The organism is Dyella sp. SYSU CM1112 (assembly GCF_058216415.1).
This window is the reverse complement of record NZ_JBZEGI010000028.1, coordinates 1-10,356: the sequence shown is the minus strand read 5'-3', so window position 1 is coordinate 10,356 and position 10,356 is coordinate 1. Positions and strand designations below refer to the sequence as shown.

Annotated in this window: 11 protein-coding genes; all 11 read left to right on the top strand. The window is 61.2% G+C overall.

Translation table 11 applies throughout. The annotated features are described in order from the left end of the window. Positions 1–274: DUF2345 domain-containing protein (locus AC4HNJ_RS21300; RefSeq protein WP_490481629.1), on the top strand; the 274-nt coding region annotated here is incomplete at its 5' end. 1 nt (position 275) lies between these two features. Further along, the gene (locus AC4HNJ_RS21295) at positions 276–1,148 is read left to right on the top strand and encodes a DUF4123 domain-containing protein (protein ID WP_490481628.1); all 873 of its coding nucleotides are present in this window, start codon (positions 276–278) and stop codon (positions 1,146–1,148) included. Next, positions 1,145–3,949, top strand: a complete 2,805-nt coding sequence (locus AC4HNJ_RS21290; RefSeq protein ID WP_490481627.1) for a T6SS effector BTH_I2691 family protein — start codon at positions 1,145–1,147, stop codon at positions 3,947–3,949. The genes AC4HNJ_RS21295 and AC4HNJ_RS21290 overlap by 4 nt, the downstream gene beginning before the upstream one ends. 2 nt (positions 3,950–3,951) lie before the next feature. Continuing rightward, positions 3,952–5,010: a DUF6708 domain-containing protein gene (locus tag AC4HNJ_RS21285; protein WP_490481626.1), complete on the top strand. Its 1,059-nt coding sequence runs from the start codon at positions 3,952–3,954 to the stop codon at positions 5,008–5,010. Continuing rightward, positions 5,000–5,170, top strand: a complete 171-nt coding sequence (locus AC4HNJ_RS21280; RefSeq protein ID WP_490481625.1) for a hypothetical protein — start codon at positions 5,000–5,002, stop codon at positions 5,168–5,170. Before AC4HNJ_RS21285 ends, AC4HNJ_RS21280 begins: the two co-directional genes overlap by 11 nt. A 2-nt stretch (positions 5,171–5,172) precedes the next feature. Next, positions 5,173–6,222, top strand: coding sequence for a DUF6708 domain-containing protein (locus AC4HNJ_RS21275; RefSeq protein ID WP_490481624.1), 1,050 nt, complete (start codon positions 5,173–5,175; stop codon positions 6,220–6,222). A 5-nt stretch (positions 6,223–6,227) separates the two neighbouring features. Continuing rightward, entirely contained in the window at positions 6,228–6,416 is a 189-nt protein-coding gene (locus tag AC4HNJ_RS21270) for a hypothetical protein (RefSeq protein WP_490481623.1), read from the top strand. 2 nt (positions 6,417–6,418) lie between these two features. After that, entirely contained in the window at positions 6,419–7,441 is a 1,023-nt protein-coding gene (locus AC4HNJ_RS21265) for a DUF6708 domain-containing protein (protein WP_490481622.1), read from the top strand. A gap of 104 nt (positions 7,442–7,545) precedes the next feature. After that, positions 7,546–7,797: a PAAR domain-containing protein gene (locus tag AC4HNJ_RS21260; protein ID WP_490481621.1), complete on the top strand. Its 252-nt coding sequence runs from the start codon at positions 7,546–7,548 to the stop codon at positions 7,795–7,797. A gap of 9 nt (positions 7,798–7,806) precedes the next feature. Beyond that, positions 7,807–9,045 (top strand): hypothetical protein, encoded by a 1,239-nt coding sequence (locus AC4HNJ_RS21255; RefSeq protein WP_490481620.1) that lies wholly within the window; start codon positions 7,807–7,809, stop codon positions 9,043–9,045. Beyond that, positions 9,042–10,356: hypothetical protein (locus tag AC4HNJ_RS21250; protein ID WP_490481619.1), on the top strand; the 1,315-nt coding region annotated here is incomplete at its 3' end. The genes AC4HNJ_RS21255 and AC4HNJ_RS21250, both read left to right, overlap by 4 nt.

Here is a 10,356-nt window from a genome sequence, read left to right as displayed (position 1 = left end):
GAACATCCTCAGTGCCGACGGCTCGCTCAACCTCAGCGCCAAGCAGGAAATACGCCTCAGCGCCGGCGGCTCGACCGTCGTCATCAACGGCAACGGCATTCAGAACATTACGCCCGGCGACATCATTGAAAAATGCGCTTCGTGGGACAAGATCTCCACCGCATCGAGCGCCATAGCAGCCACGTCCTCGCCGATCCTCGATCTCAAAGGATGTCTCACACGCGGGGCAAGCGCCAACAGCACGCACGCCGCGTTGATGGGCACCGGTGATTGATATGGACAGCACCTTTCCCAAGGCATCGAATGATGCCGCGTGGCCGTCGGCACGCTATGCACTGATTAATGCAGCAGAGACAGAAGACAAGTGGTGGGGTGATCTGGACACCTTGCGAGTGGTCCCAGAGACCCTGCAAGCCTATGCCGACTTGTTTCCGATGTTGCTGGATCTCGACGCGCTGAACGGTAACGCACGCCGTGCGCTGACGGCACGCGCGCAACGCTGCGAAGAAGAAAATGGCACGCGTTTTGTACTGGCGTTATTGGATACCGATGTTACCGCTTCGTCGCTGGTAACCCATCTGACGCGGCGCATGCACGTGCAACGTCCTCATGGCGGTAACGATGTGCTGCGCTATTACGATCCGTACGTATTCCGGCACCTGCGCTGGTTGCTTACCGAGGAACAGCGGAACAGCGTGCTTGGCCCTCTCCGCGCATGGCATTGGCGCGAACCGGACGGAACCTGGCACGCGCAACACCGCACGACGCCGCAACCTAGTTTGCGCCCGCTGCGATTGACCAGCGAGCAATGGCCCACGCTGCTACGCATGGCGGACATCAACCGTGCGTTGCACGCGTTGGCATGCATCGATCCCGTCCTGGCGCACCATCCTGACACGGCGCAACAACTCGACAGCCTGCTTGCCGAAGCCTCGGAGCGCTATGCCTTGAACGAGCAGGACCGTGTGCTCTATGCGCTGCAAGGCGTGCGCTATGGCCGCTCTATCCATCGCCACCCGCTCCTGCGCAGGCGCCTGCTCCATCTCGACGAACAGGGCACGACCTACCTCAAGGCCTGCGCCGATCTCGACGACACACGCCTACGCCAACTGGCGCACCCATTTGCCCCTCAACACACCCAGTCATGACGACCGCCACCGCTTCCGCACCCTCCGACACCTGCGCCTTCTGCGACAAGCACGGCCTGCCGATCCTGCCCGTGCGCTATGCAGTCGCACGCGCCGACATCGGGCACGCGCCCGCCTTGCCGCCCCGCTTCGGCGCCGACCTCGCCGCCATCCCGCTGCCGCCCGACACCGCCCACTACACCTTGCGCCTGCTGCGTCCCGGTTACCTGTACGTCTTCCAGGAACACCGCCAGGAATGGAGCGCGTACGTCGTCAACGAACAAGGCTACCTGTGCGAGTTCAGCATCTACGCCCAGGTGCCCCCGCGCGTGGGCAAGAAAATCTTCGGCGCGATCTGCCGGGCCAAGAGCGATCCCTACCTGGCACGCTGCTTTACCGTCAGCGATGCCGCGCACGCCACCACGGTGTGGCTGGGCTTCAGCGACGTCGGCTGGACCCGTGCCGTGTTCGACCGGCATGCGTCCCCCGACTACCGCCAGGCGCACATGCAACGCATCGATCTGGCGCAGTGGCGCAACGGTGGCCTGCCGCCGAACATGGCCACCTTCGAGGCGCTGGATCAGGTAGCGGAATTCGCGGCGGACGCCGCCGCCCTGCAACGGGAAACGCGCGATTTCGTCAAGCGCTTCTTTCCGGACAAGCGCTGGCAGCCGGAAGATTTCCACGGCCTCGATGCCACCAGTAAGCAAGCGCTGAGCCTGCTCTCGCCGATGATCCAGGACCTGTTGGCCGGCTCGTTCGGCACGGTGGCTGACAGCGGCCCGGTGATCGCCGCCGCCTGGGCCTTCGCGCCGCACCGCCTGTGGGTGACCGGCGAAGAAACCCAGGCATTCACCGACTGGGCGTACCGTGCCGCCCAGCCCTGGCGTCCGGTCATCGCCGGCGTGCCCGATCCGGCCGGCCTCGCCATGGAACTCAACGGACTGGCCATCCAGCGCAGTGTCGAATTCACCGATGACGCGTCGCGCAAATGGAAAATGGAAACCGCGCAGTGGATCGCCGGCTTGAAAAAAGCCATCGGCCACGGGGCGGTGCTTACCCAAAAACAGAACACGATCGACGCGGATGTGGGCCTGCTGGCCACCAGCAGCCAGGGCGTGCTGTCCATGACACCCCAGGGCCAGCAGTTGCTCAACCAGGTACGGCGTGCCGACGAAGCCGCCATCGATGCCCGGCAGGACGCCATTGCCGAGCACGCCTGGGACAAGCACTACCGCCCGCACTTCCAGGCCGGCGCGTGGGAGCAGTACCTGGGCCTGGGCACCGCGCCCGGCGTCTATGCGCAGCAGTTCGATCACTATGCCCAACAGATCCTGCAACCGCTGGACACGGCCTACCTCGCCTGGCTGCAAAGCGACGCGCTGCATCGCTACCTCACGCACAACTACGATCCCCAGAACGCCTTCAGCGGCGAAGCCTACCTCGACCTGGCCACGCTGCTCATTCATCAGGCCAGCGGACGCAGCGCCGTCTTCCGCTACCTGGCCGAACAGCTCCAGCGCGACCCGCGGGATACCAAGGCCTGGCTGATGCGCGCGCTCGCCCTCAACCACGATCCCCTGATCAAGGCCTGGTCGGCCGTCACGCTGGACGGCGACGCCACCGCGTCGGCGTTCTCGTGGACGGAACTGGCCGAGCAGTGCTTTGACGCCTACAAGGACCTCATCGTTGCCGGCGCCCATGGCGAACTGCCGCAACGCTTTCCCGGCAAGCTGGCGAACGTGCTCTACCAGCTGGGCGGTCCGCTGATCCAGCACCTGAACCAGCACATCGACCGCGGCTTCGCCAGGCTACCCGTCACGCGCTTGCACATGGGCGTGCTGGGCCTGGTGGCGAAAGCGGAAAACCCGGCGCTGGAAATCCTCCCCATCCGCGGTGAATGGCGTCGCCAGGACGCCACCCGCACCCTGGCCGCCCTGGTGGCCCACTACGCCGGCGGCGACCCGAACGGCTACCGCAGCGGCGTGCGCGCCGCGCTGGATCGCTTACCCGATAGTGGCGAAGCGTATCCGTTTACCGGCGTCGTGCTGCTCGACACCGCCCAGGCCCAGGCGTTGATGCCGGGCTTATCCAAGACCGAACGCCGCACCGCCGTCAGCGGCATGCTCACGGCGGAACAGATCGACGACGCCCTGCAGCAGAGCTTCGGCACGCTGGCCAGCCTCGACGCGAAACTCGGCGTGGTGCAACTGCTGCTGTCCGCCTGCACGCTCAGCCACGCCTATCACGGCATGCTCACGGCCAAGCCGGACGAAGCCTTCGATAAGGACGTGGATTTTGCCGCGGGCCTGTCCGGTGTGATCGGCGGTGCGGGCTCGACGGTGGGGCGTGTGCTGGAGCAGACCGAGTGGGGGGCGGCGCCGCTGGCCAAGCAGTTCAACTTTTTTGCCGTTGATTTTACCAAGCAGTCCGACTGGTTTACCGGCATCGGCAAGTTGTTCGGTGCCGCGGGCGGAATCATGGCGGGCGCGATGGCGATACGGGAGGGGTTTGAGCTTTGGGATGACCATCGTGCATTGGCTATTTGGAGTGCCATAGCAGGTGCTACGAGCATCACGATCGCTTCTATAACTATTTTCGTTGTGATGGATACCGAGGCGACCGGTGCGGCGGTACTCGGAACAGCGCTGAGCCTCGCCGGCATTGCCGTGGCCATCGTGCTGGGCGTAGTGGCCTGGCTTGAACCCAATGCCGTGCAGGCGTGGTTGGAGAAGTCGCTGTACTTCGGCACCGCCCGCAAACCCTTTCGCGACATTATCGAGCAATCCCAGCAGTTGCATGCGCTGGAACAGGGAGGCTGATCGTGTACACCGGATGGATACAGACCTTCCTCATCAATCGTCCACTCAAGCAGCGGGAGCGGAATGAAGCCTTGCCGCGCGAACGACAGCCCGGCATCGAGCCCGGGCAACATTTATCACTAATCCGGATCAACTCCACCTATATCGACTGGATCGACCGGCGTTTTGCGTACCGGGGTTGCATGCCCATGTGCTTAGCAACGATATGCGGGATCGTAGTTGCCCTAGTTTCTATTTTTACAATTTATGGGTTATTAGATCTTATATTTATTCGACCAGACCCCGATTGGTGGATGTCAGCCCCCCCGGTTCTAATTGGTATCGGCCTAGTCATAATATTATTCCGTTTTATCCTCCTGAAAGAATATTTCACCTACACCCATTACCCGATCCGCTTCAATCGCAAAACCCGCATGGTGCATGTGTTCCGCCACAACGGACGCAATGGCGTGCTGTCGGTGCCCTGGGACCAGGTGTTCTTCCATATCGGCTACGGCACCACCAAGCCAGGCGACCGGGACATACGCGGCCAGATTCTCGACGGCGACATCGTCAAGGATACGTTCGCGCTCGGCCATAGCATCCCGGTGGAACGCCTGCGCGCCTTGCTGGAGATGTGGGAATTCATCCGCCGCTACATGGACGAAGGGCCGGAAGCGGTGGGAGCGCATCCGCTGGACCGGTATGTCGCACTATCGGTGCGGCCCACACTCAAGAACTGCTTCCTGTTCATGGGCAGCTACTATGCCGGCGGCTTGCCGCGCTTCTTCCAAGTGCTGGTCTCGCCGTTCGTGCTGCTTTACACGCTGACACGCTGGGTGGTGCTGCACACCTGCCGTACGCCGGTGTTTCCGCCCGAGATCGAAGCCACCTGCCAGGTGGCGGCGGACGATCCCCACGTGTGGCCGATTCCCCGCTCGTCCGGCGAGTTCGCCGCCACCGTGCCCGGCCTGCTGGAACACGCCCAGGCCAAGGCCCGGCGCAGCTGGGGCAAGGCAAGCTGCCGCTCGGCAACGATGCGTGGTGAACGGCACGATCGCGGTGCCTCTCGTGATGGATAGCCTGGCCGTCGCCATCGTGCTCGGCGTAGTGGCCTGGCTCGAACCCAATGCCGTACAGACGTGGCTGGAGAAGTCACTGTACTTCGGCACCGCCCACAAACCCTTTCGCGACATTATCGAGCAATCCCAGCAGTTGCTTGTCCTTGAGCAAGGAGGCTGAGCATGTTTACCGGATTTGTAACGTCCTTTCGCATCAACCGTCCGCTCACGCAAAACGAGCGGGATGAGGCGCTACCGCATGAAAGGCAGCCCGGCATCGAACCTGGGCAACATTTATCACTAATCCGGATCAACTCCACCTATATCGATTGGATCGACCGGCGTTTTGCGTTCCGTGGAAGTATGCCGATGTGTCTTGCAACGGTCATTGGATTGGGCATGGCTGGCTTTTATTTGTATTGGATGTTTCCGCGTACACTTCAATTAATAATAGACAAGGATCCTGATTTTTGGTTTGTTTTAATTCCTACACTTCTTATTATTGCCTTAATAACTTCATTTTTTAAATTTCTTTTGCTCAAAGAATATTTCACCTACACCCATTACCCGATCCGCTTCAACCGCAAAACCCGCATGGTGCACGTGTTCCGCCACAACGGACGCAATGGCGTGCTGTCGGTGCCGTGGGACCAGGTGTTCTTTCATATCGGCCATCTTGGCCAACAATTCGTCAATGTGCCCGACGATCTGGATATACGCGGCGAGGTACTCGACGGCGATATCGTCAGGGATGCATTTGCACTCGGTCACGCCGCACCGAATGGACGCAAACGCGACTTGCTGGAGATGTGGGAATTCATCCGCCGCTACATGGACGAAGGGCCGGAAGCGGTGGGAGCGCATCCGCTGGACCGGTATGTCGCACTATCGGTGCGGCCCACGCTCAAGAACTGCTTCCTGTTCATGGGCAGCTACTATGCCGGCGGCTTGCCGCGCTTCTTCCAGGTGCTGGTCTCGCCGTTCGTGCTGCTTTACACGCTGACACGCTGGGTGGTGCTGCACACCTGCCGCACGCCGGTGTTTCCGCCCGAGATCGAAGCCACCTGTCAGGTGGCGGCGGACGATCCCCATGTGTGGCCGATTCCCCGCTCATCCGGCGAATTCGCCGCTACCGTGCCTGGCCTGTTGGAACACGCCGAGGCCAAGGCCCGGCGCAGCTGGCAGGCGGAACGGCAACGGCAAGGCAAGCTGCCGCTCGGCGATGCGTGGTGAACGGCGTGATCGCGGTGCCTCTCGTGATGGATAGCCTGGCCATCGCCATCGTGCTGGGCGTAGTGGCCTGGCTTGAACCCAATGCGGTGCAGGCGTGGTTGGAGAAGTCGCTGTACTTCGGCACCGCCCACAAACCCTTTCGCGACATCATCGAGCAATCCCAGCAGTTGCATGCGCTGGAACAGGGAGGCTGATCGTGTACACCGGATGGATACAGACCTTCCTCATCAATCGTCCACTCAAGCAGCGGGAGCGGAATGAAGCCTTGCCGCGCGAACGACAGCCCGGCATCGAACCCGAACCGCATATGTCGCTGGTGCGGATCAACTCCACCTATATCGATTGGATCGACCGGCGTTTTGCGTACCGGGGTTGCATGCCCATGTGCTTAGCAACAGTCATTGGACTCGGTATGGCTTGGTTTTATCTGTATTCCTTGTTTCCGCGCACGATTCTCGTTCTTGGTTCAGATCCGTATTTCTGGTCGACGTTGTTATTTACAGTAGTGGTGGTTGGCATCATATCTTTCTTTTTTAAATTTATTTTGCTCAAAGAATATTTCACCTACACCCATTACCCGATTCGCTTCAATCGCAAAACCCGCATGGTGCATGTGTTCCGCCACAACGGACGCAATGGCGTGCTGTCGGTGCCCTGGGACCAGGTGTTCTTCCATATCGGCTACGGCACCACCAAGCCAGGCGACCGGGACATACGCGGCCAAGTGCTCGACGGCGACATCGTCAAGGATACGTTTGCGCTCGGCCATAGCATCCCGGTGGAACGCCTGCGCGCCTTGCTGGAGATGTGGGAATTCATCCGCCGCTACATGGACGAAGGGCCGGAGGCAGTGGCCGAGCATCCGCTGGATCGGTATGTCGCACTATCGGTGCGGCCCACGCTCAAGAACTGCTTCCTGTTCATGGGCAGCTACTATGCCGGCGGCTTGCCGCGCTTCTTCCAGGTGCTGGTCTCGCCGTTCGTGCTGCTTTACACATTGACACGCTGGGTGGTGCTGCACACCTGCCGCACGCCGGTGTTTCCGCCCGAGATCGAAGCCACCTGTCAGGTGGAGGCGGACGATCCCCATGTGTGGCCGATTCCCCCATCATCCGGCGAATTCGCCGCTACCGTGCCCGGCCTGCTGGAGCACGCCAAGGCCAAGGCCCGGCGTAGCTGGCAGGAGGAGCGGCAACGGCAAGGCAAGCTGCCGATATGAAGTGACGTCATCGTCATGCGGCACTTGACGCTATCCGCGTTCATGCGCCGCGCAAACCACACAACTTGCAGTAGTTAAAGAACACTTTCGCAGGAGCAGAACTCATGGATGTCATCCGATACGGCGACAGCACTACCGGCGACGGAATCGTCATCAGCGCCTCCGCCAGCATGTTTTATGAAAAGCGGCAGGTCGCGCGCAAAGGCGATCGGGCGACCTGCACCAAGCATCCGGACATACATCCCAATTACATCGTCGAAGGCGATGAGTCCATGAAGGATGATGGCCTTCCCATTGCGCGCCACGGCCACCGGCTGACATGCGGCTGCCGGCTTATTTCCAGCCTGAAGAAATGAGCCGCTGCTATGCCCGTACCGTTACCTGAGCCACCGTTCGATACGGTGCGCCCCTCGAAACCCCATCCCTTCGTATGGCTGGCGATCTTCGCGATCATCCTGGCCGGAGGCATCGCGTATACATTGCTGACCTGGCCGGATGGCGTCTCTACCCATACCGCGAAATTCTGGCTGCAACTGTTGTTTATTCCGGCCATGATCGGCATCGCTCCGTTTGGACTGCGCTTGTTCTATGGCGGGCTAGTCCATGCCAGGATCGATGCCGGCCTGAGGCAATGGCAAGAAGACCAGGACAAAACCATCTCCTACGCCAGCGAGCCGCTTGCGCTGTTGGGTAGTGCCTACGTGTGCGCAATAGGCCATGCCCAGGTCGCCGGTCAGATCGCCGCGGGTGAAAAGCGACTCGCCTCGCAATCGCCCGCCGTTGGCCATGACGCCGTTCGCCACACACGGTTATCGCAGATCGATGGCGCCACGTTGAACGAACGGTTCGAAGCTTGCTTCGTCGATCTTCTGGAACGGCTCGATCAAACCCTGCAAGCACTTCCCGCGAATGTGCCGCTGGAAGTGCATGTGCAATGGCCGGAAGACACGGAACAGCATGAAATGCTGCGTATTTGGCGCGCGTGCTGGGACGACTTCGGCTATCCACCGGCGCCAGTCGCATCGTTGCCTTCCGATGAAAGCCTGATGATGTTGGATGCGTGGTTGGACGACGATGGCACAGCACTTGAGAAATGTGTCCTCGTTGTCGCCGTGAGGTTGCACGCGATGCCGGATGCCGACAGCGCCGAAGCCGCTGTCGCATTGCTGCTTGGCTGGGCACCGCAGGCTCAGCGTAATGGGATGATCATCCACGCTTTAGTGCATCGCCCAGTAGAAGTGGGACAAGGCACGCTGGAGGATGCGCTGTCGATCATGCCGCTGTGGGGAAATGCCCAAGCGGAGCAAATCGAAGATCTATGGCAAGCCGGCCTCCCTGCGCGCCTGAAGGAGCGCTTGCTTTTCACTGCCGGTGATCTCGGATTCAGCGCGGCGCGCACCGAACACTTGCAAGGCATCCACGATGTCGATCTGGCCCTCGGCGATGCCGGCGTTGCCGCGCCATGGCTGCTCCTGGCGCTTGCCGCCGAACACGCTGCTGCAACCGGCAAGCCGCAGGCTGTCGCAGACCATCGTCATGAGTTGCGCTTGGCCATGGTGCAACCGCCCGTGCGTATGAACAAGGAACAAGGACAAAACGGATGAAGCTTGCGGGTTACTGGATATCGATTATCGCCATGACATCTGTCGCAGCGGTGTTGGCATGGTTTCATGGAGAAAGTGCCATGCCCTGGCCTTGGGTACGGACGTTGGCGGTGGTCGCAACAGGTTTTCTACTCCTGGCCTTAGGCAGCTTATTCGCACCGATGTGTCGTTGGGCGGCACGTCATGCATCGCACCGCGTCGCGCCGCCCACGCGCAGCGCAAGGGTTCGCGTGACGGCATCGCCCGCGGCGTCCGAGGCCGCGCCAATCACCGGGCTTGAAGAACTGTCCCGTCTCTTGCGCGACCGCCACGGCCGTCGCTGGCGCTATCGTCAACCTTGGTTGCTGCTCACAGGTAATGACGAGGCCATTGCTTCGCTGTTGCCCGATCTCATCAAAGACGGCTATTTGATCGCGGATCATGCAGTATTGCTCTGGCGCGGCGCGCGCAAGGGGCAGCCCGATCAGGGTTGGCTCAGACAGCTTCGCAAGCTACGTCGCCGCCGTCCTGTCGATGCAGTGGTATTAGTGCTGGATGGCAAGACCAACACCCTGCAGGATACCGCTCAGGCGGCCTCTTTTCCTGCACGCTACCTGTTAACGCGTGTGACCGACATCCTGCGTTGGTCTGCGCCGGTGTATGTGTTGGATGCCGCAGAGGTGGACAGTATCCATACGGGGAATACACCCATCGCTGGCTATGAACTGGCATCGAATGCGACGCAGGAGGCCATTGAAACCGCGCTACTATCATTGCGCGACCAGCTTGCCTTTCACGGTGTATTCCAGCTTGGCGCCAACGTCGCCGATCAATACAGGGCGCAGCTTTCTTGCCATCTGGATTTGCGGTCTGCGCGATTGGGACGATGGTTGCGAGAGCTCATCGAACGCCGCCTGCAAGTACGTGGTGTTTTCTTTGTTCCCTTCCCACCGAAGGGCGCGGACGGATCAGCACTGTCCAGGTTACCTGTTTGGCATCACCTCGCTGTGCTATCGCGCCGCGATCGCGGGCGCCGTACCGCCCTGCATCCCATCACCCTGTGTGCCGTCGTCGGATTCGCCCTGCTCGGCCTGTGGACCGCCTGCATGCTGATCTCTGCCACCACCAACGCCCGCGACCTGCAGCACACGCAAGCAGTGGTTCGCACGCTGGGCCAGGGCGACGATGCCGCGCAGTTGCGCGCGCTGCTTGCCTTGCAACAGCGCATCGCCGTGTACGAAACCCGCGTGCAGCAGCATGCCCCGCTGAGCACGCGCTTTGGCCTCAATCACGATCGCGCCATCCTCGCCGCGCTGTGGACGCGGTATGCGC

Bases quoted from the DNA above. Each gene is read 5' to 3' on its own strand.
- AC4HNJ_RS21290 (WP_490481627.1), top strand. From the start codon at position 1,145: ATGACGACCGCCACCGCTTCCGCACCCTCCGACACCTGCGCCTTCTGC.
- AC4HNJ_RS21255 (WP_490481620.1), top strand. From the start codon at position 7,807: ATGCCCGTACCGTTACCTGAGCCACCGTTCGATACGGTGCGCCCCTCG.
- AC4HNJ_RS21295 (WP_490481628.1), top strand. From the start codon at position 276: ATGGACAGCACCTTTCCCAAGGCATCGAATGATGCCGCGTGGCCGTCG.
- AC4HNJ_RS21260 (WP_490481621.1), top strand. From the start codon at position 7,546: ATGGATGTCATCCGATACGGCGACAGCACTACCGGCGACGGAATCGTC.
- AC4HNJ_RS21275 (WP_490481624.1), top strand. From the start codon at position 5,173: ATGTTTACCGGATTTGTAACGTCCTTTCGCATCAACCGTCCGCTCACG.